The organism is Thiomicrorhabdus sp. Milos-T2 (assembly GCF_000702325.1).
Classification (GTDB): Bacteria; Pseudomonadota; Gammaproteobacteria; order Thiomicrospirales; family Thiomicrospiraceae; genus Thiomicrorhabdus.
Map to the genome: position 1 here is coordinate 660,555 of NZ_KL370891.1, position 25,618 is coordinate 686,172.

Annotated in this window: 28 protein-coding genes; 11 read left to right on the top strand and 17 right to left on the bottom strand. The window is 38.1% G+C overall.

Annotated features, from left to right (window positions below):
* The first annotated feature begins 16 nt into the window (after window positions 1–16).
* Together BS34_RS0102900 and murU are read left to right on the top strand one after the other, a co-directional pair.
* Window positions 17–1,060 (top strand): aminoglycoside phosphotransferase family protein, encoded by a 1,044-nt coding sequence (locus BS34_RS0102900; RefSeq protein WP_029407051.1) that lies wholly within the window; start codon window positions 17–19, stop codon window positions 1,058–1,060.
* Window positions 1,061–1,109: 49 nt separating this feature from the next.
* Window positions 1,110–1,844, top strand: a complete 735-nt coding sequence (gene murU, locus BS34_RS0102905) for an N-acetylmuramate alpha-1-phosphate uridylyltransferase MurU (protein WP_304412647.1) — start codon at window positions 1,110–1,112, stop codon at window positions 1,842–1,844.
* Between the two features lie 69 nt (window positions 1,845–1,913).
* Here murU and BS34_RS0102910 read toward each other — a convergent pair whose 3' ends face one another.
* Window positions 1,914–2,366, bottom strand: a complete 453-nt coding sequence (locus tag BS34_RS0102910) for a PAS domain-containing protein (RefSeq protein WP_029407053.1) — start codon at window positions 2,364–2,366, stop codon at window positions 1,914–1,916.
* Window positions 2,367–2,502: 136 nt separating this feature from the next.
* On the opposite strand from BS34_RS0102910, the gene BS34_RS0102915 reads away from it, so the two are divergent.
* Window positions 2,503–3,225 (top strand): pseudouridine synthase, encoded by a 723-nt coding sequence (locus BS34_RS0102915; RefSeq protein ID WP_029407054.1) that lies wholly within the window; start codon window positions 2,503–2,505, stop codon window positions 3,223–3,225.
* 373 nt (window positions 3,226–3,598) lie between these two features.
* Window positions 3,599–3,865, top strand: a complete 267-nt coding sequence (locus BS34_RS0102920) for a hypothetical protein (RefSeq protein WP_029407055.1) — start codon at window positions 3,599–3,601, stop codon at window positions 3,863–3,865.
* Between the two features lie 133 nt (window positions 3,866–3,998).
* Here the strand turns inward: BS34_RS0102920 and BS34_RS0102925 are convergent, their stop codons facing one another.
* Window positions 3,999–4,211, bottom strand: coding sequence for a cold-shock protein (locus BS34_RS0102925; protein WP_029407056.1), 213 nt, complete (start codon window positions 4,209–4,211; stop codon window positions 3,999–4,001).
* A 550-nt stretch (window positions 4,212–4,761) separates the two neighbouring features.
* On the opposite strand from BS34_RS0102925, the gene yaaA reads away from it, so the two are divergent.
* Entirely contained in the window at window positions 4,762–5,538 is a 777-nt protein-coding gene (gene yaaA, locus BS34_RS0102930) for a peroxide stress protein YaaA (RefSeq protein ID WP_029407057.1), read from the top strand.
* A gap of 62 nt (window positions 5,539–5,600) precedes the next feature.
* On the top strand, window positions 5,601–6,512 hold the full coding sequence (locus BS34_RS0102935) for a Dyp-type peroxidase (RefSeq protein ID WP_029407058.1): 912 nt from the start codon (window positions 5,601–5,603) through the stop codon (window positions 6,510–6,512).
* Window positions 6,513–6,628: 116 nt separating this feature from the next.
* On the opposite strand, the gene BS34_RS0102940 is transcribed toward BS34_RS0102935, so the two are convergent.
* From BS34_RS0102940 to BS34_RS0102990, 11 genes are all read right to left on the bottom strand, one after another.
* Window positions 6,629–7,519 carry an Hsp33 family molecular chaperone HslO gene (locus BS34_RS0102940; protein WP_233993130.1) on the bottom strand — a complete coding sequence of 297 codons (891 nt, stop codon included), beginning with the start codon at window positions 7,517–7,519 and terminating at the stop codon, window positions 6,629–6,631.
* Window positions 7,520–7,598: 79 nt separating this feature from the next.
* Window positions 7,599–8,528, bottom strand: coding sequence for a lipoyl synthase (gene lipA / locus BS34_RS0102945; RefSeq protein ID WP_233993192.1), 930 nt, complete (start codon window positions 8,526–8,528; stop codon window positions 7,599–7,601).
* 179 nt (window positions 8,529–8,707) lie between these two features.
* Window positions 8,708–9,334, bottom strand: coding sequence for a lipoyl(octanoyl) transferase LipB (gene lipB / locus BS34_RS0102950; RefSeq protein WP_029407061.1), 627 nt, complete (start codon window positions 9,332–9,334; stop codon window positions 8,708–8,710).
* Between the two features lie 94 nt (window positions 9,335–9,428).
* Entirely contained in the window at window positions 9,429–9,713 is a 285-nt protein-coding gene (locus tag BS34_RS0102955; protein ID WP_029407062.1) for a YbeD family protein, read from the bottom strand.
* A 17-nt stretch (window positions 9,714–9,730) separates the two neighbouring features.
* Window positions 9,731–10,621, bottom strand: coding sequence for a D-amino acid aminotransferase (locus tag BS34_RS0102960; RefSeq protein ID WP_029407063.1), 891 nt, complete (start codon window positions 10,619–10,621; stop codon window positions 9,731–9,733).
* Between the two features lie 121 nt (window positions 10,622–10,742).
* Window positions 10,743–11,939 carry a D-alanyl-D-alanine carboxypeptidase family protein gene (locus BS34_RS0102965; RefSeq protein ID WP_029407064.1) on the bottom strand — a complete coding sequence of 399 codons (1,197 nt, stop codon included), beginning with the start codon at window positions 11,937–11,939 and terminating at the stop codon, window positions 10,743–10,745.
* A 199-nt stretch (window positions 11,940–12,138) separates the two neighbouring features.
* The gene (gene rodA / locus BS34_RS0102970; protein ID WP_029407065.1) at window positions 12,139–13,266 is read right to left on the bottom strand and encodes a rod shape-determining protein RodA; all 1,128 of its coding nucleotides are present in this window, start codon (window positions 13,264–13,266) and stop codon (window positions 12,139–12,141) included.
* The gene (gene mrdA / locus BS34_RS0102975) at window positions 13,263–15,122 is read right to left on the bottom strand and encodes a penicillin-binding protein 2 (RefSeq protein WP_038126251.1); all 1,860 of its coding nucleotides are present in this window, start codon (window positions 15,120–15,122) and stop codon (window positions 13,263–13,265) included. Before mrdA ends, rodA begins: the two co-directional genes overlap by 4 nt.
* 23 nt (window positions 15,123–15,145) lie before the next feature.
* Window positions 15,146–15,643: a rod shape-determining protein MreD gene (mreD, locus tag BS34_RS0102980; protein WP_029407067.1), complete on the bottom strand. Its 498-nt coding sequence runs from the start codon at window positions 15,641–15,643 to the stop codon at window positions 15,146–15,148.
* The gene (gene mreC, locus BS34_RS0102985; RefSeq protein WP_084151549.1) at window positions 15,640–16,512 is read right to left on the bottom strand and encodes a rod shape-determining protein MreC; all 873 of its coding nucleotides are present in this window, start codon (window positions 16,510–16,512) and stop codon (window positions 15,640–15,642) included. The genes mreD and mreC overlap by 4 nt, the downstream gene beginning before the upstream one ends.
* A 70-nt stretch (window positions 16,513–16,582) precedes the next feature.
* On the bottom strand, window positions 16,583–17,629 hold the full coding sequence (locus BS34_RS0102990; protein WP_029407069.1) for a rod shape-determining protein: 1,047 nt from the start codon (window positions 17,627–17,629) through the stop codon (window positions 16,583–16,585).
* Between the two features lie 540 nt (window positions 17,630–18,169).
* On the opposite strand from BS34_RS0102990, the gene gatC reads away from it, so the two are divergent.
* The 4 genes from gatC to htpX all read left to right on the top strand — a co-directional run bounded on the left by gatC (window position 18,170) and on the right by htpX (window position 22,529).
* The gene (gatC, locus tag BS34_RS0102995; protein WP_029407070.1) at window positions 18,170–18,457 is read left to right on the top strand and encodes an Asp-tRNA(Asn)/Glu-tRNA(Gln) amidotransferase subunit GatC; all 288 of its coding nucleotides are present in this window, start codon (window positions 18,170–18,172) and stop codon (window positions 18,455–18,457) included.
* 13 nt (window positions 18,458–18,470) lie between these two features.
* Window positions 18,471–19,925 carry an Asp-tRNA(Asn)/Glu-tRNA(Gln) amidotransferase subunit GatA gene (gatA, locus tag BS34_RS0103000; RefSeq protein WP_029407071.1) on the top strand — a complete coding sequence of 485 codons (1,455 nt, stop codon included), beginning with the start codon at window positions 18,471–18,473 and terminating at the stop codon, window positions 19,923–19,925.
* A 16-nt stretch (window positions 19,926–19,941) separates the two neighbouring features.
* Window positions 19,942–21,372: an Asp-tRNA(Asn)/Glu-tRNA(Gln) amidotransferase subunit GatB gene (gatB, locus tag BS34_RS0103005; RefSeq protein ID WP_029407072.1), complete on the top strand. Its 1,431-nt coding sequence runs from the start codon at window positions 19,942–19,944 to the stop codon at window positions 21,370–21,372.
* Window positions 21,373–21,632: 260 nt separating this feature from the next.
* On the top strand, window positions 21,633–22,529 hold the full coding sequence (gene htpX / locus BS34_RS0103010) for a protease HtpX (protein WP_029407073.1): 897 nt from the start codon (window positions 21,633–21,635) through the stop codon (window positions 22,527–22,529).
* Window positions 22,530–22,662: 133 nt separating this feature from the next.
* Here htpX and BS34_RS0103015 read toward each other — a convergent pair whose 3' ends face one another.
* A complete protein-coding gene (locus BS34_RS0103015) occupies window positions 22,663–23,097 on the bottom strand; it encodes a SufE family protein (protein ID WP_029407074.1) in 435 nt (144 codons plus the stop codon).
* 155 nt (window positions 23,098–23,252) lie between these two features.
* Between BS34_RS0103015 and BS34_RS0103020 the strand changes: the two genes are divergently transcribed.
* Window positions 23,253–23,789 (top strand): YbjN domain-containing protein, encoded by a 537-nt coding sequence (locus tag BS34_RS0103020; protein ID WP_158660966.1) that lies wholly within the window; start codon window positions 23,253–23,255, stop codon window positions 23,787–23,789.
* 26 nt (window positions 23,790–23,815) lie between these two features.
* Here BS34_RS0103020 and BS34_RS0103025 read toward each other — a convergent pair whose 3' ends face one another.
* The 3 genes from BS34_RS0103025 to exbB form a co-directional block, all read right to left on the bottom strand.
* Window positions 23,816–24,625 carry an energy transducer TonB gene (locus tag BS34_RS0103025; RefSeq protein ID WP_158660967.1) on the bottom strand — a complete coding sequence of 270 codons (810 nt, stop codon included), beginning with the start codon at window positions 24,623–24,625 and terminating at the stop codon, window positions 23,816–23,818.
* Window positions 24,626–24,708: 83 nt separating this feature from the next.
* The gene (locus BS34_RS0103030; RefSeq protein ID WP_029407077.1) at window positions 24,709–25,113 is read right to left on the bottom strand and encodes an ExbD/TolR family protein; all 405 of its coding nucleotides are present in this window, start codon (window positions 25,111–25,113) and stop codon (window positions 24,709–24,711) included.
* Window positions 25,114–25,130: 17 nt separating this feature from the next.
* On the bottom strand, window positions 25,131–25,571 hold the full coding sequence (gene exbB / locus BS34_RS0103035) for a TonB-system energizer ExbB (RefSeq protein ID WP_029407078.1): 441 nt from the start codon (window positions 25,569–25,571) through the stop codon (window positions 25,131–25,133).
* Between the last annotated feature and the right edge of the window lie 47 nt (window positions 25,572–25,618).

The following is a 25,618-nucleotide window of genomic DNA, read 5'->3' on the forward strand; positions in this document are numbered from 1 at the left end:
ACCGAGTATTTAACGAATGACTGAAAGATTTCAAATGATGTTGGATTGGATGCAAAACCTACCTGTTTTGCAAGATTGTGATGTAACCGAGCCGGTTTCGGCATCGAGTGATGCCAGCTTTAGGCGTTACTATAGAATTGAAGTACAGGGAAGCTCTGGTCATACAAGTTATATTATTATGGATGCACCTGTTGAAAATGAAGATTGTCGTCCGTTTATTGCGATCTCACAACAGTTAATTGAGATGGGGTTGACGGTGCCAAAGGTGTTAGAGCAAGATTTAACCCAAGGTTTTTTATTATTAACGGATTTAGGCAATACAACTTACCTTTCTGTTTTAGAACAAGCTCAAGAACATGAAGTTGATGAGCTTTACGGCGATGCATTAAAAACATTGGTGAATTTACAAACAAAAGGTAAAGAATCCTCACAGGAACTGCCAGCTTATAATGAAGCCTTACTTATGTTTGAAATGTCACTATTTTCAGATTGGTTGTTAGACGAGCACCTTGATATTGAGTTGGATAAACTTGAGAGCCAGGCCTGGCAAAATGTACAACAAACATTGGTCGAATCTGCATTAAAGCAACCACAAACCTATGTCCATCGTGATTATCATAGTCGCAACCTAATGGTCTTGGATAACACAAATCCAGCAATGCTTAACCCTGGTGTATTGGATTTTCAGGATGCAGTAAAAGGCCCGTTAACTTATGATGCGGTTTCGTTGTTAAGAGATTGTTATATCTCTTGGCCAGAAGAGCAGGTGTTAGAGTGGCAGCGTAATTACTTTTTACAGCTTTGCCAAGCTAATATATTGCATCGTGACGAGTGGTCAGGGTTTCAAAAATCAATGGATTTAATGGGGATTCAACGACACCTAAAGGCAGCAGGTATATTTGCACGCTTATATCATCGCGATGGTAAAGAGGGGTATTTGAATGACATTCCATTAACCTTAAATTACATTGTACAAGTGGGCAGCAAATATTCAGATACACACGCTTTAGCTAATTTAGTAGAACAAAAAGTGCTGCCTAAATTAGCTAAAATGGACTAAATGTCATTGATTACATGTTGTACACAAGCCCGATATTTTAGGAAACCACGTGAGCCAAACCTCTAATAAAACATCATCAATTAAAGCCATGATTCTTGCTGCAGGAAGAGGCAAACGTTTACGCCCCATAACTGATACCACTCCAAAACCCTTAGTTCCTGTTTGTGGGAAGCCCTTAATTGAATATCATATTGAAAAGTTAGCCAAAGCAGGGGTCAATGAAATTATCATTAACCATGCTTGGTTGGGAGAAAAAATTGAAGCTCAGCTCGGTGATGGGGCTCGCTGGAATGTAAAAATTTATTATTCCGCAGAACCAGAAGGTGGGCTAGAAACTGCAGGGGGCATAATTAATGCCTTGCCATTACTGGGAGACAAACCCTTTTTGGTGATTAATGGTGATGTTTACTGTGAAATGGAATTTGATTCTTTGGTTAATAAAGCAAAGAGCTTAGCCGAAATGAATGGTCAAATATCTACAGAAAACATGGGGCATTTAGTTTTAGTGCCTAACCCAGCACATAACTTAAAAGGTGATTTTGGTCTGGATGCTCAAAATAAAGTTGAAGCTCAAGGTGATTATACTTTTGCAGGCATCAGCATCTTAAGACCCGAGCTTTTTAACGGGATGGAAGTCGATTTTGTTCCGCTTGCCCCAATTTTGCGTCAAGCCATGCAAAATAAGAAGATAAGCGGGCAACTTGAATATGGTTTATGGTCAGATGTGGGTACCTTAGAACGTTTGCAAGAAACTGAACGCTTAATAACTAAAGGTCACTCATAGTTTTACTGCGAATAGATTTTACTTAAATTAGATTTTAGCTAAATTAGATTTTAACAGAGTCGTTTTATTTTATTCTGGAATGCCAATCTCACCACCTTTAATGGTTAAGTAACCATCGACCACATCTTGGTAGAGTTCTAGCATAATATCTTTTTCTTGTCCCATACAGCGCATGCGATGAGAAATGTAACCGACTAGGTTGCCAGTATCATCAGAAATTGGGCCAACATTGGCTCTTAACCAATAGTAATCACCATTCTTACGGCGGTTTTTTACAATTTGTGACCAGCTCTTACCTTGCTGAATCGTTTCCCACATATCCGCAAACACACCACTAGGAACATCAGGGTGTCTAAGAATACTGTGGGGCTGGCCAATTAACTCTTCTGCGGAGTAACCACTGCAGTGAACAAAAGCATCATTAACTTTTGTTATGGTGCCAAATAGATCCGTTTCAGACATGATTATCATGCCTTCTGGAATTAAAAATTCATTATCTGTGACAGCAATGTTGTCTTTCACTATATAGTCCTTTGAAAGTATTGCGTTATAAGAATTTGCAATGATGAGATTCAGGGCTGAATAACAGGCGATTTTAACAATATTCAATGATTAGGTTATAAAACCTTTTTAATTTTGTGGATAAGAAATCTAAGCAATGACAAGAATAAACAAATGGCTAAGTGAAATGGGCGTCTGTTCGCGCAAGCAAGCAGACCGTTTAATTGCAGATGGCTTGGTAACAGTTAATCAGAAAGTGGCGTTTTTAGGAATGTGTGTGGCACCAGAGGATACGGTTCGAGTTAATGGCGAAACCATTAGTATAAAACCAGAACCTGTGATTATTCTTTATCATAAACCGGTAGGGGTTGTTTGTACTCATGATTTAAATGTGACAAATAATATTGAAAGTGCTCTGAATTATCCACAGCGAATTTTTGCCGTTGGACGCCTAGATAAAGACTCAGAAGGTTTGTTATTGATGACAAATCAAGGTGACATTGTTAATAGGATAATGCGTGCAGAAAACCATCATAAAAAAGTCTACCGTGTTTGGGTTAATAAGGTTTTGACTCAAGATTTTTTATTAAAAATGGCATCTGGAGTGCCTATCTTAAAAACCACAACCTTACCCTGTAAGGTCGAGGTTGTGGAGGAATTTTCTGATGAAAACGTGTTTGAGATAACCCTAACCCAAGGTTTAAACTTACAAATAAGAAGAATGTGTAAAGCATTAGGTTATAAAGTCTGTCGTCTGCAACGCACTCAAATTATGCAGTTTGGTTTAGAGGGTTTAATGCCAGGAGAATATCGAAAATTAAGTGCTAATGAGGTTGGTTTATTGCAAAAGTCAATTGCAAATTCTAGTAATGAAAATTAATTGAGAGACCTTTGCACGAGATAGGTACGAAAGAAAAATGAGTGAAAATTTGCCTGATTCTCGACTTACCCCTTCGGGCGTCGAGTTCTTCGTTTGCGGCGGAAAACGCAGGGAATAGCTAGCTATTCGCAAGTTGTCGCCCAACGGAAGTGCCCTTGGAGTACAACAAAAATCAGGTGAATTTTTACCCTCAAGGGGCACCTAGAACCATTTTTACTCGTGCATACTCTCGTGCAAAGGTCTCATTGAGACTTTTGTAGGTCTCTTAATGCTTAATTTGAAATAACTTTTAAATGAATAAAGCTTGGCTTTATTGGGTGGTGTTATAAAATGGAATTAACTTAGATAACTTAATTAAATAAAGGATGATTAAATGAGTCATAAACATAAAGCCCTAATAGAAAAAGTATTTGCTCACCCTATCGCAACCAATTTAGATTGGAAGAAATTATCAAGTGCATTAGAGCATTTTGGTGCGACGATTGATGTTTCAAATAGCAATAAAGCTAAGGTGTTTTTAAAGGATCAAGAAATAGTATTGGGATTACCGCATCATGGACATGAGCTAGCGGATAAAGCTGAGGTGACTAAATTAAGACACTTTTTGGAATCAGTAGAGTTAACGCCAGATACGATTTAGAAATTATTTGATGCGATGAGAAGACTTTTAAGGCATTGGTTTTAAAAGTCGCTAAAGTCAGTCGCTAAAAGTCATAAGCAATAAAAAGGCCTGCAAATGCAGGCCTTTTTTATGTCAAGGTTATTGGAAAGAATTACCCTTCAACAACAACGATGTTCTCTGCTTGAGGTCCTTTTTGACCGTCAGTTACAGTGAACTGAACTTTCTGGCCTTCTGCTAGAGTTTTGAAGCCATCGCCAGAAATTTGACTGAAGTGAGCAAATACATCAGGTCCTGAATCTTGTGCAATAAAACCAAAGCCTTTTGTTTCGTTAAACCATTTTACGGTGCCAGTAGTGGTAGACATAATCTAATCCTAATTTTTTCATAAGTAAAACAAGCCTGATTATCAGGCGTAAATTCTGAAGATTGTGCAGTTACCTATTGAAATCTAAGCGAAACGTAAAACGGGACGAAATCGAAAAACAAAAATAAAAGCATTTAATCTTACGCCAATCATTATATACAGATTTACTAATAATAAAAGTGAAATTAATATGACATTACTAAAAACTTTTGTTAAAAGTTTTTAACATTGGTCGGTCTGTAATATATTGATATTAAACATCTAATTTTAAATAATACTTTAAATTCTTAACTTAGTCTTGCTTTTTATTTGCTTAATGAGACTTTTTTATAAGAGGTTTCTAGGAATAAAATAACTAAAAACAGCCCGATTCTTGATTAAGAAGTTACCAGGCCTGGTTGAGTAAAGTGTCTAAATTAATCAGTTATTGTTTATTTCAACCAACTTGATAGACGTTTACAATCAAAGTGAGTGCTTGCTTCGTATATAATTTAAAAAAATTATACATTCATCGACTCCTCCAAAGGTCTCAAATATAAAGGTTTATTTAATGTTAATGGTAGTCTCGCCAGCAAAGGCTTTAGATGAAACATCTGTGGTACAAACGCAATTACACACCCAAGCTCCTCTATTAAAACAAGCGGAAGAATTAGCTGAACAGTTAAAAGAGGTTGGCCCGGTAGAAATTGGTCAGTTAATGCACATTAGTGAAAAACTTTCTGAATTAAATTATGAGCGTTTTCAAGATTGGACAATGCCATTTCCAAAAGATAAAGCTAAGCAAGCGGCTTGGTTATTTAAAGGGGATGTTTACCAAGGGTTAGATGCTTATTCGTTATCGGATAAGGCCATTGAATACACTCAAAACCACTTAAGAATTCTTTCAGGGCTTTATGGTTTATTAAAACCTTGTGATGACATGTTGCCTTATCGTTTAGAGATGGGAACTAAGTTTGCCAATAAAAAAGGTAAAGATTTATACACATTTTGGGGTAGTGAAATTACCGAACAGTTGAATCAAGATCTATTAAAAAATGAAAGCACTACATTGGTTAATTTAGCTTCAAATGAATACTTTAAAGCGGTTAAGAAAAAAGAGTTGAATGCACGGATTATTACGCCAATTTTTAAAGACTGGAAAAATGGCCAATATAAAATCATTAGTTTCTACGCTAAAAAAGCCCGTGGTTTAATGGCACGTTATGCTGCCGATAACTTTATTGAAAATGCTGAAGATTTAAAGTTTTTTGACACGGATGGCTATGCATTTAATCCTGAAATTTCATCAGAAACCGATTGGGTCTTTACTCGAAAAATGACTGAATAGTCGCTAAAGCATTAAAAACAGCCTTTAGCTGGTCTCAACTTATATATTTCAAAAAGAAAATTATGAATAAAACTCCACAATCCGGTATTTTTAGAGAAAACTCGCATCACATGCATTTTTTAGAATATCGCTTAACAAGCAATAACTGCAATCTTATTAAAAAGGCTATTACTGAAGCAATTCAAAATATTCAGCCAGGTGAAGTTTCTTTGGTGATTAGTTTTGGTAAGCAGGCCTGGCAACTTTTGCAGCCCAATTGGACACCTCAAACGTTAGAAAATTTTATGACGCTGAATGGTGAACAAGGTCATTGTGCTCCATCTACTCAATCGGATCTGTTTTTTTGGATTCAGGGATTAGATATGGGGGTGGTGTATGACCAAGCTATGCAGGTGCATAAAAGTTTAAAAACCATTGCCGAGTTAAGCTTGGAACAACAAGGGTTTGATTACCATAAGAATTTAGACTTAATCGGCTTTGAAGATGGAACAGCTAACCCTAAAACCGACGATTTAAAACGATCGGCGGCTTTAATTCCTGCTGGGCAACCTGGTGAAGGGGGAAGTTTGGTTATGTGCCAAAAATGGGTGCATGATATGGATAAATGGGACGCGGTACCGGTTCATTGCCAAGAAGGGATTGTGGGTCGTACGAAAGAACAAAATATAGAATTAGAAGGTGATGCGATGCCTGAAGATTCTCATATTAGTCGCACTGATTTAACTGTAGACGGTGTGCCAATGAAAATATATCGTCGTTCGGCACCCTATGGAACAGTAGTCGAAAAGGGATTAATGTTCTTAGCGTTTGCTTGCGAATTAAAACGTTTTACTACCCAGTTAGACAGTATGTATGGATTAACAAAGGATAGAAAAATAGACCAACTTATTAATTATTCAAAGGCGGTATCAGGAAGTTATTGGTTTGCACCGGCTCTTGAAGATTTAAATGCCGTATTAACAGACCTTAGGTAAGAGTTTTTAGTGGTACAGTTGAAGAATATATTAAAAGCTACCAGGCCTGGTAGCTTTAATTTAAGCTATTTAAATTACGGAACCTAAGTTATTGAATCTAAGTTATTGAACCTAAGTTATTGAACCGTTGTTTGTTTATCAGCAAATAAGGCATCAATATCTTCTTTCTCAAAGCGCATATGGAAGTTGCACATTTCATTGTGAATAACAATTTGACCTTGCTCTTCTAGTATTTTACGAACTTCATCCTCTCCTAAAGATTTAAGCATATTGTGCACTCGCTCTTCATCCTTAGGGCATTCATAAACGACTTCTTCAGCGTCAAATAGTTCTAGTAACTCTTCATGAAATAGGCGGTGCAATAAGGCTTCTGCAGGAAGAGAGGTGAGTTCATCATTCTGAACGGTTGTGGTTAAGTGTAATATTCGTTCCCAACCATCAATATCATGGCCATCGGTTTCAGGCATTTTTTGAATCATCACGCCACCTAAGCTGTGCTCATTAGCGGCAAGCCAGATTTTAGATGGGAGCTGTTCTGACTGACTTAGGAAGGTTTCAAATGCTTCAGCAACGGTTTCTCCTTCTCGTGGCACGTATGATTGAAAGTGGTGTTGCGTTTGCGTGTTTTCTAAGGTCATTAAGATTTGGCCATCACCGAGTAGTTCATCTAATGTCGATTCGGTAGTGATTTCTTTATTGGTCTTAGCCATACCACGAACCTTAAGGTCATGTGTGACATCCACCACTAATAGAGTAATAGGGCCTGAACCTTGAATTTGCAAGGTAATACGCCCTTTATGTTTCATCCCATTAGCCATCAATACCGACATCGCCGTTAGTTCACCTAAAAGGTTAATGATAGCAGCAGGGTAATGACGATCTTTAATCATCTCTTGCCAGCTTTGTTGAAGTTGAATATGCTGACCACGAATGTTGAGTTCTTTAAATAAAAAACGTTGCACAGCATTAGGTGACATTGGCGATATAGGCGATGAGTCTTGTGACATGGTGATTCTCGTAAATAATCGTTGGTAAATAGAGACTCATTTTGTGAAAAAGTCTCAAATAAGGTGGCATTATTCTAGGTTATTGCGCAAGCTCTTTAGCCTGTAAATCGGCGTGGTAAGATGAGCGCACCATTGGACCGGATGCAACATTGGTGAATCCCATGGCATAACCTTCCTCTTCTACCTGTTTAAACTCTTCTGGGGTCCAGTATTTTTTTACGCCAAGGTGAAAATCACTAGGCTGTAAATATTGACCTACGGTTAACATTTCAACATCATGCGCTCTTAAATCACGCATCACTTGCAATAATTCTTCCATGCTTTCGCCTAAACCAACCATTAAACCTGATTTAGTGACTACATTGGGTTGCATTGATTTAAAGCGTTTTAATAAATCTAAGGAGGCCTGGTAGTCTGCTCCTGGGCGAGCTTCTTCGTATAGGCGAGGAACGGTCTCTAGGTTGTGATTAAGCACATCCGGGGCAGATTGAGCCAGCGTTTCTAGAGCCACAGATAGGCGACCTCGAAAATCAGGTACTAAGGTTTCGATTCTTAAGTTTGGTAAGCTTTGGCGTAATTCAGTGACCACATCGGTAAAGTGCTGAGCACCCCCATCTCTTAAATCATCGCGATCTACGGATGTAATGACCACGTATTTAAGTTGCATCGCTTTTACCGTTTCAGCCAAATGCTTTGGTTCGTTATTGTCCAATGGTTTTGGACGACCGTGAGTCACATCGCAAAAAGGACATTTACGGGTACAGATGTCACCCATAATCATAAAGGTTGCCGTGCCATGACCAAAACACTCCCCCAAGTTAGGGCAAGATGCTTCTTCACAAACTGAGTGTAGTCCTTTATCACGCATAATATTCTTAAGCTCTTTCACGCGATGCATATCTTTTGCTTTAGGCAATTGAGCTTTAATCCAGCGAGGTTTTTTAAGCTTATCCGCCGTTGGGTCTGGACGATGCTTTAAAGACTTTGTTTTGTATTGACCTTTTGGCATAGTTTGCAACTGCTCTTTTAAACTCTTGCGATTGCCAATAGCATCAAGACCAATTTCTTGTATTTGTGGAGGGTTAGACATAACTTCTACAGACTTAAGTAAATAAATAATATGGGTATTATAAAGGATTAGCGTTGGATTAGGATTGGTTTAAAACTGATTTAAAATTGGATTAGCGTTTATTGCGCTGCAGCAGTAATACTTTGACTGAGTATATGGGCAATAGCAAGACCCGCTTGATCAGTTGTAGGGCAGTTTTTAGTACTCACTAAATGGGCGAGTTGAGTCATTTTCATACCTTGTAAACCGCAGGGATTCACCTTACTGAAAGGGGATAAATTCATGTTTACGTTTAACGCTAAGCCATGATAACTTTTTTGTTTGCGGATTTTTAAGCCTAATGAGGCGATTTTATGACCGTTAACGTAAACGCCTGGAGCATCTGAACGTGCTTTAGAGTCAATACCCAATTGAGTTAGATAGGCAATAATACTGTTTTCAAGTAGCGTGACTAAAGCACGAACACCAAGTTTATTACGCTTTAAATCAATTAAAACATAGACCACTGTTTGGCCGGGACCATGATAGGTGATTTGTCCACCACGATCGGTTTGTACAATTGGAATATCAGTCTGTTGGAGTAGATGTTCGGCTTTGCCGTTTAAACCTTGGGTAAATACCGGGGGGTGTTCAACCACCCATAATTCATCAGGGGTGGCGTCAGTGCGATTATCTGTAAAGGTCTGCATTGCTTCCCAACAGGCCTGGTAGTCTTTTAGGCCAAGACTTTTTATGATAATTGACATAAGAACCCGCTATAGGTGATGGTTTAAAACATTGTTTACAAAGACAATATTACAGATGCAACGTATACAATGACACGGTTTACAGCGACATAGTTTACAGCGACATAAGCACTTCAGGGTGCTTTTTCAAATCGCCATAAATACCATGAATTTGTTCTAAACAGGTAGCGTAAATAGTAATGTTAACCGAGATAAACTTATCGCCTTTAGAGGGCGTGATTTGAATATTTTCTCTTGGAGTGTTTGGGGCGTATTTACAGGTAATTTCATAAACCACATCGACAAAGTTTTCACTGTTTTTTCCCATGGCTTTTAGTTTAAAGTCACAAGGGAACTCAATGAGTGATTCGTTGTCTGGAGTGTGTAAGTCTTTTGTCATAATTGAACCTTAAGCTTTTAGTCTTTTTGAGTATGAGCTTTAATAAAATGCTGTTTGTGTGCTTGGTAATGCTTATTCATTTTTAACCAAAGCGCACCCGGTTTACCTGTTCCAACAGGTTTATCATCTAATTGGGTGACTGGTAATGCTTCTTTAGTTGAGCTTGATAACCAAATCTCATCAGCATTATGCAACTCTTCTTGCGTAATATTGCGCTCTTCTAAAGTGATATGGTGCTCTATAGCAATCGATTCAATCACCATGCGCGTAATGCCGGGTAAAATTTTATTACTATTGGGTGGTGTAATTAAAACATTATCTTTAACAATAAAAGCATTGCTGGCCGTTCCTTCAGAGACGAGGCCTTTTTTAGTGATTAAGATTGCATCATCGGCACCTTGAGCTTTTGCAGCGAGCTTCATCATAACGTTTGGTAAAAGGGTTATGGCTTTAATGTCACATCTTAACCAGCGTATATCATCTAAAGTGACTACTTTAATACCGTTTTCAAGTATGCTTTTTGCCACAGGCTTGAGAGGGTTAGTATAAGCATAAATCGTTGGAGTGAGGCAATCGGCTGGCATATGGTCACGTTGCATTTGTACGCCACGCGTGACTTGTAAATAGATAAATTGATCTTGCCAATCGTGTTTTTTGATTAGCGTTTCTAAGATTTCTTGCCATTCACTATCACTCAGAGGGTTGAGAATATTCGTACCCTTTAAGCTATTTTTTAAACGTTGTAAATGTTCTGCAAACCAAAACATTTTTTGATTATAGACAGGAATGACTTCATAGACGCCGTCACCAAATAAAAAACCACGATCTTGTGTTGAGATTTGGGCTTCGGAAACCGGTAGGTATTGGCCATTTAAATAGGCAATCTGTTGATTAAGAGTATGGGTCATTTTGTGTCCTGTAATGACAATGCCATGCTAAAAATAAACATGGCATAAAACAGTTAAACAGTTAAACAGTTAAACAGTTAAACAGTTAAACAGTTAAACAGTTAAACAGTTAAAAAAGTTATTAGCCAAGAAGAGAGTTAATGAATAACTTAAATTGGTCAATTAATTTTTTAAAGAAAGAACCTTCTTCAACTGGGTCTAAAGCAACTAATGTTTTATCAGCAATAGTTTCATCACCTAAGGTGATATGCAAGGTACCTAATGTTACTCCTTCTTCAATAGGGGCTTTAATTTCTGGGTTAACAGAACTTTCTATTTTGATATTTTTATATTGCCCGCGTGGAATAGTGATGTATAAATCATCGGTTAAACCTACACCAATTAAATCACGTGTACCTTCCCAAACTTTTACATCATTTAAACGCTGTTTAGCGGCATAAAGTTTATGTGTTTCAAAAAAACGAAAACCGTAATTAAGAAGTTTTTGACTCTCTTGTACTCGCATTTTAGAACTTGATGTTCCAAGAACAATGGTGATTAAACGGTCGTTTTCGCGCTTAGCAGAAGACACTAGGCAATAACCTGCACTTTGGGTATGGCCTGTTTTTAAACCATCTACCGTTGGGTCTTGCCAAAGAAGTTTGTTGCGATTGTATTGAGTAATGCCATTAAAGGTAAATTTCTTCTGTGAATACCATTTGTACTCTTCAGGGAATTGAGTGATTAACGCTTTGGTGAGTAATGCTAAATCATAAGCGGTAGTGTAATGGTCAGCGTCAGGAAGGCCTGTGGCATTAACAAAGTGAGTATGTTCCATTCCTAAACTTTTTGCATATTTGTTCATCAGTTCTGCAAAAACTTCTTCACTTCCTGCAATATGTTCAGCTAACGCCACACTAGCATCATTACCAGATTGAATAACCATGCCTTTAATTAAATCTTTAACAGAGACTTGTTTACCAACTTCAATAAACATTTTAGAGCCTGGCATTTTCCAGGCTTTTTTACTAATCGTTACCATGTCATCTAAATGAATATTGTCATTAGCCAGCTCATTAATGACCACAAATCCCGTCATGATTTTGGTTAAACTTGCGGGTTCAACTCTTAAGTGAGAATCTTTTTCTGCTAGTGTAGAACCACTGTTAAAATCAAGCACAAGATAGGCTTTAGCGGCGATGTTTGGCGCAGAAGGAATAACATGTGGTGTTGCAATGGTAGGGGTGGGAAGTGCGTCAGCTGAAGCTGTTTGTACCATGGTTATTAAGCTGAAAAAGCTTAGCGTTAAAAGCGTAATTGTATTTTTTAGAGTAAGCATAGCTGCGTCTAGTTCCCTACGGTTATTGGGTTTAAATCTGAAGTGTTTTAAAGGCTTTAAAAAGGAGTAATTTAACATATTTTAAGTTGAATCTAAACGATATAACCTTGAAATATGATTAATTAAGGGCTAAAAATTAGGCATGTTTTTATTGTCAGAGAGTAAGCTACCAGGCCTGGTTGGTGCTTCTTGTAGCAAATTAATCGGTAAGTAAGCGTTTGTGGGTATGAATCGACATTAATATACCAAAACTAATCATAAGAGTAACTAACGAGCTCCCTCCGTAACTGATTAATGGTAGGGGCAGACCAACAACCGGAAGTAGACCGCTGACCATTCCAATATTGACAAAAATATAAACAAATAAGGTCATGGTTAAGCTTGCTGCAATGAGGCGAGTAAAGTTATCTTGTGCCTGAGAGGCTATATACAAGCCACGTGCAATAACAAATGAGTAAAGCGTAAGTAGGGTAATCACGCCCAATAATCCAAACTCTTCGGAAAGTACGGAAAAGATAAAGTCGGTTGTACTTTCAGGTAAAAAGTCTAAATGTGCTTGAGTGCTTCCCATAAACCCTTTGCCTTCAATCCCTCCTGAACCAATGGCTATTTTAGATTGAATAATGTGGTAACCACTGCCTAGAGGGTCTGATTCAGGATTTAAAAAAGTTAAAACACGCTGCTTTTGATAAGCGTGCATAAAATGCCATGCAATGGGGGCGCTAGCAACGGTGGCAGTAATGGCGGCTAGAATGACTTTCCATGGCAGGCCTGCAAAAAACAATACAAACAGTCCACTCATCGCAATCAGTAATGAAGTTCCTAAATCAGGCTGCACCACAATTAAGCTGGCGGTTAATGCGATTATTAAGGCACCCATGAATAAGCGTTTATAACTTGGCGGGAATTCGCTATTAGCAAAGAGCCAAGCAACTGTTATAGGTAATACAAGTTTCATTAATTCAGAGGGTTGAAATTTAGCTATCCCTAAATCTAGCCAACGTTGTGCGCCTTTACCAATGTCACCAAATAAAATCACCGCTATTAGCATGAGTATGCCTAATAGAAATAACCAAGGTGTAAATATATAGATAATATTTGGTGGGATTTGAGCAAAAACAAACATAAGCCCTAATGCAAAACCAATTCGGATAATATGGCGGGTAATAACAGCCTCATCGCCACCTGATGCACTGTAAACAATTGCGATACTGACAGTTAATAAAAGTAATAAAACTAACAGTAGCCAACCATCAATATGCAGGGCGACTAATAGGCCTTTATTTTGGCGATACATCTGTTGTGGTTGTATATTTTCTAGTTTCATTTTGAAGTAGTTTTTTGTTTTTTATCTGATTTAGTATTTTTATCAGGAAGCTTGTCTTTTAAGTATCTTTTTATTAAATTAACCCCCAAGGTTGATGCTCCTCTACCGCCATTTTCAATAATAATTGAAACTGCAATTTGAGGTTTATTAACAGGAGCAAAACCAATAAATAATGAGTGGTCATGTAATCGTTTGGCTAATTCAGAGGCATTATATTTACCTTGGTTTAAGCTAAATACTTGTGCCGTACCAGTTTTACCGGCCATTTTAAAGGGTAGATTTTTACCATCTCTGCGAGCAGTGCCCCTTGCTCCATGCATGACATTTTTCATTCCCTGGATAACAGCTTCCCAATTTGAGATTTTTTTAATTTCAATTTGCTCTGAGGGTGAATCGGTTAATTCATTTCTAAGTAAATGTGGTTGAATAATTTTTCCGCGGTTAGCTAATATGGCAGTTGCTTTTGCTAATTGCAATGGAGTGGTTAAATTATAACCTTGACCGATCGCCGATATAATTGTTTCACCCCGATACCAGGGTTTACCTTTGGTTTTTTGTTTCCACTCTTGAGACGGCAAAATCCCCTTAGATTCACCATTAATATCAATATTGGTTTTTGAACCAAAGCCAAAAGGTGCTAATGCATCGTGAATAGCATCCACACCCATAAGTAAACTCAGTTTGTAAAAGTAAGTATCACATGATTGAGCGATTGCCGCATTCATATCGACCAATCCATGTCCCCAGCGTTTCCAATCACGATAACGGTGCCCCGCAAATTCTAAATAGCCCGGATCAAAAACTGTCTTTTTGGGCGAAATATAGTTGTTCTCAATGGCTCCTAAGGCCACAAAAGGTTTAATTGTTGAACCAGGAGGGTATTGTCCGTTTATAACACGGTTAATAAATGGACGGTCTGGGTCATTAAGCAGGTGACTGTAGTTTTTTTGATTAATACCATCGACAAATAAATTTGGATCAAAAGTCGGCATACTTACAAAGGCTAAAATTTCACCGTTTTGCGGGTCGATGGCAACGATTGCACCACGTTTTTCTTTTAACAGAGATTCAGCATATTGTTGTAACTTAATGTCTAAAGTGAGTTGTATATCTTTACCGGGCGTAGCGGGTATGGTTTCTAACTTACGTAAGATTCGACCACGAGCATTGGTTTCAATTTGTTGAATACCAGGCGAACCGTGAAGAATTTTTTCGTAATAGCGTTCTATTCCTGATTTACCAATAATATTTGTGCCTAAATACTCTTTTGCATTTAACCCTTTTAGCTCTTTTTCATTAATTCTGCCAACGTAGCCCAATGCATGAACTGCTGTGCTTTTATTTGGGTAGACGCGTTTAAGGCGAGCGGTTAGGGTGACGCCAGGATGTTTATAGCTAATAACGGAAAAGCGTGCTGCCTGTTCTTCGGTAACCGAAAAAGGCAGGGTATAGGATTTTGAACGATTCCATTGTCTAAATTTTTTAAAATACTGCTCTATTTTCTCGGGCTTAGTGGTATCTAATAAATTCATTAATTCAAGTTTAAAGGCTTTAATATCATCCATTTTTTCTCGAATCATGGTAAGAGCATAAACGGGTTGGTTATCAGCTAATAAGATGTGATTGCGGTCATAAATTTTTCCACGAGTTGGCGGTAAGGTTTCAACGGAGATTCTGTTACCTTCTGCTAAACCATGGTAGCGTTCAAAGTTATACCATTGTAAATGTGCCATACGCCCAATTAAAAAGGCAAATAGAACAAGTACAAAGCCATAAGCAAAGTAAAGACGAAAGCGAAAAAGTCGCTTTTGCTGGAGGTTCTCAGCATCACTGTTGAATTTTAAGGAATCCTGCATATTAATCTTATTACCTAGTCCTTTTAGGGAGTGTTTTGCGTAAGTTTATTTAATATGCCTGATAAAACAGGCCAGATTAAAATGCCGGCAGCCGGCATGCTCCAATAAGGCACAAATGTTCCATCATCTAAAACAGGATTAAAAAATAGTGTGTTTAAGGCCTGATAAATCAATAAATAGAGCCCAATAATAAAGGCTTGTTGCCATGAGGGATAAGTGCGAAATTGCAAGCGGTTTCTAATCATCATAAACAGAATGACGCAGTATAGAAGCGCATGCGCTCCAAGTGTAGTTTGATAAAGCGCATCCGTTAGAACACCTAAAGAGAATGCCCCTATAAAATAAGTTCTATCTAAAAAATGGCCACTCCAGTATAGAACAGCCAATAAAGTCATTGGAGGCAAAATTTGTAGGGAGCTATTTAATAGCACCATACTGTCAATGATTAGCCCAAGTAAGTAGGTTAGCAAGATTAACCAACGAACCTGACTAGATCGGATGTTTACAAAACTTTCGGTCATGGCTCTTTACCTTTGCTAGATGCATCCTTTTGACTCTTTAGATTAAAGTCTAAATCAAAATCAAAGTCATTATTCCAATTCTCATCTTCTTGTTGGTTGATGATTAAGACTTTATGGGATTGGTTTAATTTAGCAATAGGGGTGGCTGTAATTCTAAAGTAAGGGTTGTCACCTTGTGTTTCAATTTGGGTAATTATCGCTACGGGATACCCCGCAGGAAAAATTCCGCCTAAACCAGAACTCTCTAAAATATCCCCTTCTCTAATAGCGCTATTCACAGGGATAAAGCCTAGTTGAGTATTGTCGTGTCCGGTACCGCTTAAAATACCACGTTGTCCAGTTCTTTGAACTCTAACTGGAATTTGGTGTTCAGGGTCTGTAATTAATAAAACTCTTGATGTGGTAGGGGTCGTTTGTATTATTTGCCCCATAATGCCTTGTGAATCAATAACGGTTTGTTGTTTTTTAACGTTATCAAGATTACCTTTATTTAAGGTTAGAAATTGAGATAAAGGATTACTGCTATAAAAAGTGACTGTTGCGATTTGTACATTTTGGTTTGTGATTTTACCGGTGGTGCCGAGTAACGACTCTAAACGCTGAACTTGCAGTTCAAGATTAATAACTTGTTGTTGCTTGGCTTTGAGTAATAACATTTCAGTCTTTAGTTGCTGGTTTTCTCTTTCAAGAGTATTAATTGAGCTAAAGTCTGTTGTGATTAAATTATAGATTTGTTGAGGAAAGGTTGCTGCTCTTTCAATGGGCGTTAAGGTGGTTAAAAGAACACTGCGCAAGCTACCTAAAATTTGACCATAGTGGTCGGCCGCCATTAGCACAATGGAAAGCAGAAATGCAATAATAAACTGCATGCCTTCCTTGTGCGAGGATGGGGATATTAGCTTAATAAGTGTTCTCCTAGGAGTGAGTTAGTTGGCCGTTTTACTCAAAAGAAAAAACGTCAACGCCTTTTTCATCCATAAGTTCTAGTGCTCGGCCTCCACCACGTGCTACACATGTTAGTGGGTCATCCGCAATAATGACAGGAATTCCAGTCTCTTCTGAAAGCAGAGTGCTTAGGTTGCGAAGCAAAGCTCCACCACCGGTTAACACAATTCCGTGTTCTGCAATATCAGCACCTAATTCAGGAGGAGTGTTTTCAAGAGCGGTTCTAACCGCACTGACAATTGCAGATAGAGGTTCCTGCAATGCTTCAAGTACTTCGTTACTGTTTAGAGTGAAACGACGAGGTACGGCTTCTGCAATGTTAGAGCCATGAACTTCCATCGTGTCAGGGGTTACTTCATGGTAAGCGGTACCAATGGTTTTTTTGATTTTTTCTGCAGTCGTTTCACCAATAATCATGCCGTAGTTACGACGAACATATTTGATTATAGCGTCATCAAAACGGTCTCCACCCACTTTAACCGAGTCAGACCAAACAATGCCGTTTAGAGAAAGTGTGGCAACTTCAGTAGTACCTCCACCAATATCTACCACCATAGAACCCGTTGGTTCACTTACTGGCATACCCGCCCCAATAGCCGCAGCCATCGGTTCTTCAATTAAGTAAACTTCACGAGCCCCCGCACCTGCGGCCGATTCACGAATAGCACGACGTTCTACTTGGGTTGAACCACAAGGCACGCAAACTAATACACGAGGACTTGGCTGAAAAAATTTAGCTTCATGAACTTTTTTGATAAAAGCTTGTAGCATTTTTTCTGTGACTTCAAAGTCAGCAATAACACCATCTTTAAGAGGGCGAACAGTTTGAATATCTTGGTTTTCTTTACCGAGCATTAATTTAGCGTTTTCACCTACAGCCACAATTGAACGACTATTGTTACTTCGTTTGTTGTTGCGAATTGAAACGACTGACGGCTCGTTTAATACCATTCCTTTCCCACGAACGTAAATAAGCGTGTTTGCGGTACCTAAATCAATAGATAGATCGTTTGAGAAAAGTCCCATGAATTTGCGAAACATAGAGTGTGGCCCTTAAAGATTTAGACTGAAAAAGAGCTTTGCAAGAGTCGATGAATGGTTAAAAAAGGCTATAAGTCTCTATCTCCAGCCTAAAAAACCACACAATAGCTCTGGCTATTCTGTGTGTTTTTTTAGACTGCAGCTAAAGAGTTCGATCTCTTTTTTCTTACATCTCTGACGCGGGCAAAAGTCTCTGAAAAATAATCTTGGCATTTTAACTTATTATGCATGAGGGTAGAAGACTAATTTTTGTGAAAAGATTACTTTTATTGTGAAAATTGACAAGTGGGTAGAATATATAGATTGAAGCTAATGGTTTTAAGGATTTTAAGATTCCATATTGGCCTCTCTGTTCGGAAAATTCCTTTTTAAAAGCGTTAATTAAACTTTAGAAGAAAACGTTAATATGGTATTTTATACGGCCAAATTTTATCTACTGGTTTTAACGAAAGTTTGGTTATGAGAGGTTTAACAAAGTCGCTTAAAAGGTTAAGCAGTCGTTCAACCAGTAGTTCAACCGTATCCGATTAGGAGTAGCGTGTGTCTTTAGGAAAAACTGAAGTCGAATACATTTCACGTCTAGCGGCTATCGAAGTTAACGAATCTGAAGTTAATGATGTGGCCGCTAAATTGTCTAATATTTTAGATTTGTTCTCACAAATGCAAGCAACAGATACCGAAAACGTATCGCCAATGGCTCATCCATTAGATCAGGTTCAGCGATTGCGTCCTGATGTGGTCACAGCTGTTGACCAGCATGAAAAATTACAATCGGTAGCCCCAAAAGTGGAAAACGATTTGTACTTAGTGCCACAAGTGATTGAGTGAGTAGAGAGACAAAATGCATAATTTAACCATTAAACAAATGAGCGAAAAATTACACGCTGGTGAAATTACCAGTGTGCAATTAACGCAACATTACTTAGATCGTATCTCTCAATATGATGCGGAATTAAATGCTTTCGTAACCGTAACGCCAGAGCTTGCTATTTCAATGGCAGAAGCGGCTGATAAAATGTTGGCAGCGGGAAACGGTGAATTGTTAACCGGGATTCCAATTGCCCATAAAGATATTTTTTGTACTGATGGCGTGAAAACCTCGTGTAGTTCAAAAATGTTAGATAATTTTATCGCACCGTATGATGCTTATGTTGTAGAGAAATTGAAAAAGGTAGGAATGCCTATTTTGGGTAAAACCAACATGGACGAGTTTGCCATGGGTTCGACTTCTGAAAGTAGTTATTATGGTCCAACCAAAAACCCTTGGGATTTAAATGCCGTACCAGGTGGTTCATCTGGTGGTGCGGCAGCGGTTATTTCTGCTGGTTTAGCGCCAATGGCAACGGGGACTGATACAGGTGGTTCAATCCGTCAACCGGCTTCATTCTGTGGAATTACGGGTATTAAACCAACTTACGGTTCTGTTTCTCGTTTTGGAATTGTAGCGTACGCCTCTAGTTTTGACCAAGCCGGACCGATGACACGTTCTGCTGAGGATGCTGCTTGGATGCTAAATGCTATGGCGGGGTTTGATGAGCGTGATTCAACAAGTTTAGAACGTGAAACACCGGACTTTGCCGCTGAGTTAAATCAACCTTTAAAAGGCCTAAAAATTGGGGTTCCTGCTGAATATTTTGGTGAAGGTTTGGATTCCGGGGTTGAGGACGTTGTTCGTAATGCCATTGCTGAAGTTGAAAAACTTGGAGCAGAAACGGTTGAAGTTCATTTACCAAACAAAGATTTAGCGGTTCCTTCATATTATGTATTGGCGCCAGCAGAAGCTTCCTCTAACTTATCGCGTTTTGATGGTGTTCGTTTTGGACACCGTTGTGAGGCCCCTAAAGATTTAGAAGATCTTTATAAACGCTCGCGTTCAGAAGGGTTTGGTGCGGAAGTTAAACGCCGTATTATGGTGGGTGCTTATGCATTGTCTGCTGGTTTTTATGATGCTTACTATTTAAAAGCGCAAAAGTTACGTCGTATGGTGCGTGATGACTTCACTAAAGCCTTTGAGTCTTGTGATGTGATTATGGGGCCTGTTGCACCTAGTCCAGCCTTTAATATTGGTGAAAAGTCCGATGATCAAGTCAGTATGTATCTTTCAGATTTATACACCATTCCGGTTAACTTAGCAGGTTTACCAGGCCTGTCTGTTCCTGCTGGATTTGTTAATAATCGACCCGTAGGTTTACACATTGTTGGGCCTTATTTTAGTGAGGCTAAACTGCTGAATATTGGTCATCAATATCAGCAAGTGACTGATTGGCATAAACAGATGCCTGAACAGTATCAATAATTAGGAGTTAACAGAAATGAGTTGGGAAGTTGTAATTGGTTTAGAGATACACGCTCAGTTAACCACACAATCAAAGATATTTTCAGGGTCATCCATTGCTTATGGAGCATCGCCAAATAGTCAAGCAAGTGCGATTGATTTAGGTATGCCAGGGATGTTGCCAGTGCTTAATGCAGGGGTGATTGATAAATCAATCAGTCTTGGTTTAGCGCTAAATGCAGAGATTGGGCGTAAATCAGTCTTTGACCGCAAAAACTATATGTATCCAGATTTACCTAAGGGTTATCAGACGACCCAGTTGGAGTTTCCAATTGTGGGGCAGGGCTCTTTAGAAATTGATGTGGATGGTGAAAAGAAAGTCATTGGGGTTACTCGTGCTCACTTAGAAGAAGATGCGGGTAAATCCAATCATGGTGTTGTTCCTGGAATGAGTGGTATCGATTTAAACCGTGCCGGTACGCCATTATTAGAAATCGTTTCAGATCCAGATATGTCATCGGCTAAAGAAGCGGTGGCTTACGCTAAAAAAATGCATGAATTGGTTCAGTACTTAGGTATTTGTGACGGAAATATGCAAGAAGGTTCTTTTCGTGTGGATTCAAACGTATCCATTCGCAAGCCAGGTGAGCCGTTTGGTACTCGTACAGAGTTAAAGAATATTAACTCGTTCCGTTTTATTGAAAAAGCGATTGAGTTTGAAATTGAACGTCAAATCGAAGTCATTGAAAACGGCGGTGAAGTGGTTCAAGAAACGCGTTTATACGATTCTGAAAACGACACGACTCGTTCAATGCGTTCAAAAGAAGAGGCGAATGATTATCGTTATTTCCCTTGTCCGGATTTGCTACCCGTAATTATCACCGAAGAAGATATTCAAGCGGTTAAAGCGACGATGCCTGAATTGCCAGATACTAAGCGTATTCGTTTTGTGTCTGAGTTTGGTTTAAGTGATTATGATGCCGAAGTGCTTACAGGCTCTCGTGACATGGCAGAATTTTTTGAGGCTGTGGTTAAGGCCACAGACAATAAAGATGCTAAGTTGTGTGCAAACTGGATGACCTCTGGATTTGCCGCCGCCATTAATAAAGATAATCTAGCTGTTACAGATGCGCCAATTACTGCAGAAATGTTAGCCGGCATGTTAAATCGTATTATGGACGATACGATTTCAGGAAAAATCGCCAAACAAGTTTTTGAAGCAATGTGGAATGGTGAAGGTACTGCGGATGAAATTATTGAAGCGAAAGGCTTAAAGCAAATTACCGATACTGGTGCAATTGAAGCTTTAGTTGATGAAGTGCTTGCGAATAATCAATCTCAAGTTGAAGCCTATAAAGGCGGCCAAGAGAAAATGATGGGTTACTTTGTAGGACAAATCATGAAAGCTTCAGGTGGTCAGGCTAACCCTGGTCAAGTGAATAAGATGTTAAAAGAGAAGTTGAGTTAAACATTATTGTTTTATCCACTTATCGACACTGACAAAGATTCCATGAGTCTTAAAACCCATGTTAATGATAAGTTTATTTAATGAAATGCAGTTTAATAACGTTTAAATAAAGCTTTTTAAGGTTACCAGGCCTGGTAATCTTAAAATAATGGCAAATTTATTAAAAAAACAAACAATAAGACTTGAAAGGTTATAAAAAATCCTTATATTGGTTGTTAAGCAAATTATGAATACCTCACAACTCTTCTAAGGAGAAAATCATGAAGCGTATTGGTTTATTTTTATTAACAAACATTGCGGTCATTGCGGTGGCAATGTTAGTAATGAATATCTTGGGTGTAGGGAACTACATGCAGGGCACAAGTCTGAATTTAAGCAACCTGTTTATGTTTGCATTAATTTTTGGTTTTGCGGGATCTTTTGTCTCTTTGGCAATGTCAAAGTGGTTAGCAAAAATGTCTACGGGTGCAAAAGTGATTGAATCACCTCGTAACGCAGATGAAAGATGGTTGCTGGAAACGGTTCAAAAACTAGCCGCTAAAGCTGGCGTTAAAACACCAGAAGTTGCTATTTATGATTCCCCAGAGCCAAATGCTTTTGCTACGGGTATGACTAAAAATAGTTCAATGGTGGCAGTTTCAACAGGGTTATTACGCAGTATGCGTCAAAACGAAGTTGAAGCCGTTCTTGGTCACGAAATGGCTCACGTTGCCAACGGTGATATGGTCACCATGGCGCTTTTACAAGGTGTTTTGAACACGTTCATTATCTTCTTCGCTAAAATTGTGGCTTACATTGTTGACCGTGTAATACTTAAAAACGAAGAAGAGGGACATAGTCTTACATTCATTGTTGTAGATATTGTGGCTCAAATCTTATTTGGTATTTTAGCAAGTATGATTGCTATGGCGTTCTCACGTTACCGTGAATTCCATGCTGATAATGGTGGAGCTTATTTGGCAGGTAAAGAGAATATGATTGCCGCACTGCGTCGCTTACAAACTATGCAGCCTGGTGAACTTCCAGATCAAATGGCCGCATTTGGTATATCAGCTAAAAAATCGTCTTTTGGTGATTTATTCAAGTCTCACCCAGACATTGAAGACCGTATTGCTCGTTTAGAAGCAACCACTCAAGACCAGTTAAAAGTCGCTTAATAAGCTCTTTTAAAATTTCATACAGAAAGCCCCGCTTAGTTGTAACTAAGTGGGGCTTTTTTATACATTTTTTATGGCATCATGCAAAGGTCAAATGAAGTAAACCTGGCTTGAAAGAGAAGTGGTTGTGGTTTTAGGCAATGCGCTTAGCTCCTTCCGCTTGAATGCGTTTAATCATGTGATAAAGCCCGGTAGATCGATTAGGCGAGAGTTGTTGTAATAGGCCAATCTTACCTAAAAATTCTAAAGGGGTGGTTGCGACTTCTTTAGGGCTTCTTCCGTTGTAGATTTTTAATAACAGTGCAATTAAGCCAGAAACAATCGCAGCATCACTTTTGGCTTGCATGAACAAGCGACCCTCTTTTTCTTCAATATGTATCCATACTTGAGATTGGCAACCGTGAATTCGGTTCTCTTCTGTCTGGTAACTATCATCCAGTTGCTGAAGTTGTTTGCCCATATCAATTAAATATTTGTAACGATCTTTTGGATTAGCAAAGTGCATAAAACGCTTGGTTAAGTCGGCTTGTACTTCTTCTATGGTTTTTTCTGGAATGGTATAGTCCACAAGTTAATCCTTTAAATTTTAATGCGACACATTTTACCAAATTACACTGGCTTTGTATTTTCGTATATGAGTAGGGTTATTTATTGAAATTTTCATATTCATAAATGGTAATTCGGGTGCGATTCAAGTAATCTATTTTTTTAATGTGAATTAAGGTGGATATTTCATTGTTAAGGCTTTCTAAAATTGTTTTTTTAACGTGTGCTTTATTATCAGTAAATGCTCACGCCGTTACGCTGCATGGTGAAAAATTAAATTATCAAGCGGTGTATGAGCCATCAAAAACGGCCGTTATGAAAGTGTTAGATGAGATGGGGGTGGATTACACCGTAGATGCCGACGGTGACTTGTTGTACACGTTTAAAGATAAAGGTTGGAAAGGCTATATTATTTTTAGCTACACAACAAATCAGTATATTCAGGGTAAAAGTCAGTTATGGAACTTGCAGGTCAGAACGCAATTTGCGACTAAAGTGACCCGCTATGAAGAGCTCGTAGAGTATGCGAATGATTGGAATGCCAATCAAAAAGTTCCCAAGATTTCGATGAAAAATCGTTCAAAAATGGTGTTGAGTGTAAATTATCCGGTGCAATTTGGCTTTAACCCTAAAGAGTTTCAAGTCAATGTTTTTAATGTTTTCAATCGCACAGCTCAAACGATAGGAACTGAAATAAACGCTATGCGCCGTTGATTCTTGTAAAGATATTTCTAAAAAAATTATCTAAAATGATAACCAACAGGGACTTTAATTAACCAAGTTTTACGGTTAATTTCTTTAGGAAAGGCCTTAAACTGGCTTTGCATCTTGTCTTGAAAGACCTCTAGTGCAGCTTGGTCTAATATGTTTTTTCCTGAGCTTTTGATTATTTTTAAATTTGTAATGGAACCATTTGAGGTTAATACAAATTGAATGGTTACATCTCCTTCCCAGTTACGCCTTTTAGCTCTTCTTGGGTAGGTGTCTCTAGCATAATTAATAATTTGTTTTCTTAATTCAAGTAAATATTTTTTTTCAGCATCCGCAATTTGTTGGTTGTTATAAGTGGGTTTTGTTGCTGGAACTGGTTTGGCTAATTTAGCTGGTTTTATGGGTTCTACTTGTTTGATAGCTTCTGTTTTAGTGTCTAAATTGTTTTCAATTTTTTTTTGAGTCTTTTGAACCAGGTTTTTTGGCTTAGTAGTAGGCTTATTTTTTTTGACGGGCTTTGGTGGCGTCTTAATAGCCTTATTCTTAGGCTTAGGCTTAGGCTTAGGGATGAGTTTATGGACTGGTTTCTGAATTGGTTTTGGCTTAATAATCGGCTTAATTTCTTTCTTAGGTTCTTTCTTAATTTCTTTTTTAAGTTTTTTTATCTGTTCTTTTATAGGTTCAGTTTTTTTTATTTCTACTGGTTTAATTGGTTTAATTAGCTCAATGGGTTTGGTATTAATTGTCGGTTCAGTTATGGGTTTGATGTTTGGTTCTTCAAACATTGCTAAGTTAACAGGAACTATTTTTATATTTTCTTTTACCGGTTTTTCTGGCACGCTCTGCCATAGCAAAATTCCTGCTAATAAAAAAACACTATACAGAGTTAAAGCGGCAAAAAATGAAATGAGGGCTCTTGTTTTCATGATTGTTGAGATTTGGTCAAAATAGTTAGGTTGTTAAGTTTTTGACCTTTTAAAATATCAACAAGTTTTACGAAGCTACCAAAGTCAGCTCTTTTGTCGACTTGTAATGTAATGGATTGTTTTTTATTCAGTTCAGTTAAGCGTAATACCATTTTTCTGAAGTCGATTGGAACTTCATCAATAAAATATTCATTTTGTGCATTGATGTATAAATGAATAGGAGCTTCGTCTTCAGCGGGTAGATAAGTTTGCGTGTTAGTTGTTTCAGGTAGCTCAATGTTTAAGCTATTTTTTACAATAAAACTAGCAGACATTAGTACGATTGCGAGCAACACTAGCATAACGTCAATTAGCGGAATGACATTGATACTTTCAAAACGTTTGGGTTTGTAATGAGCCATATTGATTGTAATTTTTCTTAATTAAATTTATTTTTTTGACTAAATCGAGAACCATATTGTGCGTTTATGACGTCAACCTTTCGCATTAATCCGTTATAAATCATAACTGTTGGGATGGCAATAGTTATACCTGCAGCGGTGGCTTTAAGTGCAAGAGCTAAGCCTATCATAATGGATCCTGTGTCAATTGCTTGATTTTGTCCCATGTCATAAAAAGTAATTAATATTCCTATGACGGTACCTAATAAGCCAATAAAAGGCGCATTAGAGCCAATAATAGATAGAGATGTAAGATTACGAGTGAGTTCAATGTTTAATATGTCTTGGTGCTCATAGTCATCTAGATTAATTGAACGATAAAACAAAATACGTTCAATCATTACCCATAAAGTGATAAACCCCATAAATCCTAATATTCCAAAAATAGTTAAATCAAGATAGGCTTTTAATAGTTCCATTGAAGAGAGTCTTCCTGCGTTTAGGTGTTTTAGGTGCTCCTTTTGTA

Coding starts and splice junctions, on each gene's coding strand:
- BS34_RS0102900 (WP_029407051.1), top strand. CDS start 17: ATGACTGAAAGATTTCAAATGATGTTGGATTGGATGCAAAACCTACCT.
- BS34_RS0102915 (WP_029407054.1), top strand. CDS start 2,503: ATGACAAGAATAAACAAATGGCTAAGTGAAATGGGCGTCTGTTCGCGC.
- BS34_RS0102920 (WP_029407055.1), top strand. CDS start 3,599: ATGAGTCATAAACATAAAGCCCTAATAGAAAAAGTATTTGCTCACCCT.
- BS34_RS0102925 (WP_029407056.1), bottom strand. CDS start 4,211: ATGTCTACCACTACTGGCACCGTAAAATGGTTTAACGAAACAAAAGGC.
- yaaA (WP_029407057.1), top strand. CDS start 4,762: ATGTTAATGGTAGTCTCGCCAGCAAAGGCTTTAGATGAAACATCTGTG.
- BS34_RS0102935 (WP_029407058.1), top strand. CDS start 5,601: ATGAATAAAACTCCACAATCCGGTATTTTTAGAGAAAACTCGCATCAC.
- BS34_RS0102940 (WP_233993130.1), bottom strand. CDS start 7,519: ATGTCACAAGACTCATCGCCTATATCGCCAATGTCACCTAATGCTGTG.
- lipA (WP_233993192.1), bottom strand. CDS start 8,528: ATGCCAAAAGGTCAATACAAAACAAAGTCTTTAAAGCATCGTCCAGAC.
- lipB (WP_029407061.1), bottom strand. CDS start 9,334: ATGTCAATTATCATAAAAAGTCTTGGCCTAAAAGACTACCAGGCCTGT.
- BS34_RS0102955 (WP_029407062.1), bottom strand. CDS start 9,713: ATGACAAAAGACTTACACACTCCAGACAACGAATCACTCATTGAGTTC.
- BS34_RS0102960 (WP_029407063.1), bottom strand. CDS start 10,621: ATGACCCATACTCTTAATCAACAGATTGCCTATTTAAATGGCCAATAC.
- BS34_RS0102965 (WP_029407064.1), bottom strand. CDS start 11,939: ATGCTTACTCTAAAAAATACAATTACGCTTTTAACGCTAAGCTTTTTC.
- rodA (WP_029407065.1), bottom strand. CDS start 13,266: ATGAAACTAGAAAATATACAACCACAACAGATGTATCGCCAAAATAAA.
- mrdA (WP_038126251.1), bottom strand. CDS start 15,122: ATGCAGGATTCCTTAAAATTCAACAGTGATGCTGAGAACCTCCAGCAA.
- mreD (WP_029407067.1), bottom strand. CDS start 15,643: ATGACCGAAAGTTTTGTAAACATCCGATCTAGTCAGGTTCGTTGGTTA.
- mreC (WP_084151549.1), bottom strand. CDS start 16,512: ATGCAGTTTATTATTGCATTTCTGCTTTCCATTGTGCTAATGGCGGCC.
- BS34_RS0102990 (WP_029407069.1), bottom strand. CDS start 17,629: ATGTTTCGCAAATTCATGGGACTTTTCTCAAACGATCTATCTATTGAT.
- gatA (WP_029407071.1), top strand. CDS start 18,471: ATGCATAATTTAACCATTAAACAAATGAGCGAAAAATTACACGCTGGT.
- gatB (WP_029407072.1), top strand. CDS start 19,942: ATGAGTTGGGAAGTTGTAATTGGTTTAGAGATACACGCTCAGTTAACC.
- htpX (WP_029407073.1), top strand. CDS start 21,633: ATGAAGCGTATTGGTTTATTTTTATTAACAAACATTGCGGTCATTGCG.
- BS34_RS0103030 (WP_029407077.1), bottom strand. CDS start 25,113: ATGGCTCATTACAAACCCAAACGTTTTGAAAGTATCAATGTCATTCCG.
- exbB (WP_029407078.1), bottom strand. CDS start 25,571: ATGGAACTATTAAAAGCCTATCTTGATTTAACTATTTTTGGAATATTA.